1 rRNA gene is annotated in these 368 nt (G+C 41.8%); it reads left to right on the forward strand.

Annotation, left to right across the window (positions count from 1 at the left end):
- Nucleotides 1-106: ribosomal RNA gene (locus CSV68_RS16935) — 16S ribosomal RNA — on the forward strand; the annotation flags it as partial.
- Nucleotides 107-368 lie beyond the last annotated feature (262 nt).

Consider the following 368-nt stretch of genomic DNA (forward strand, 5'->3'; position numbering starts at 1 on the left):
GTGGGGTAACCCTTAGGGGAGCTAGCCGCCGAAGGTGGGACAGATGATTGGGGTGAAGTCGTAACAAGGTAGCCGTATCGGAAGGTGCGGCTGGATCACCTCCTTTCTAAGGATTATGTTTTCTTGCCTGAAATACGGAAGAAACATTCGGAAGATAGATCTTCGATCTATCACGTTAACGTTTTGCGTTCAGTTTTGAAGGCTCATTTTGTGAGTGTTCAAAACTTTTTTCTTGTTCATTGAAAACTGGATAAAACGACATTGAAAGTAATCAAGTAATCAACCGAGTCGCATGTATGCGATTCAAGCAATCTTTTTAACCTTCTGATTCCTATCGCTAGGATGAAGTTGGACCTTTTATAGGTTAA

The organism is Sporosarcina sp. P29, from assembly GCF_002743265.1.
Lineage (GTDB): Bacteria > Bacillota > Bacilli > Bacillales_A > Planococcaceae > Sporosarcina.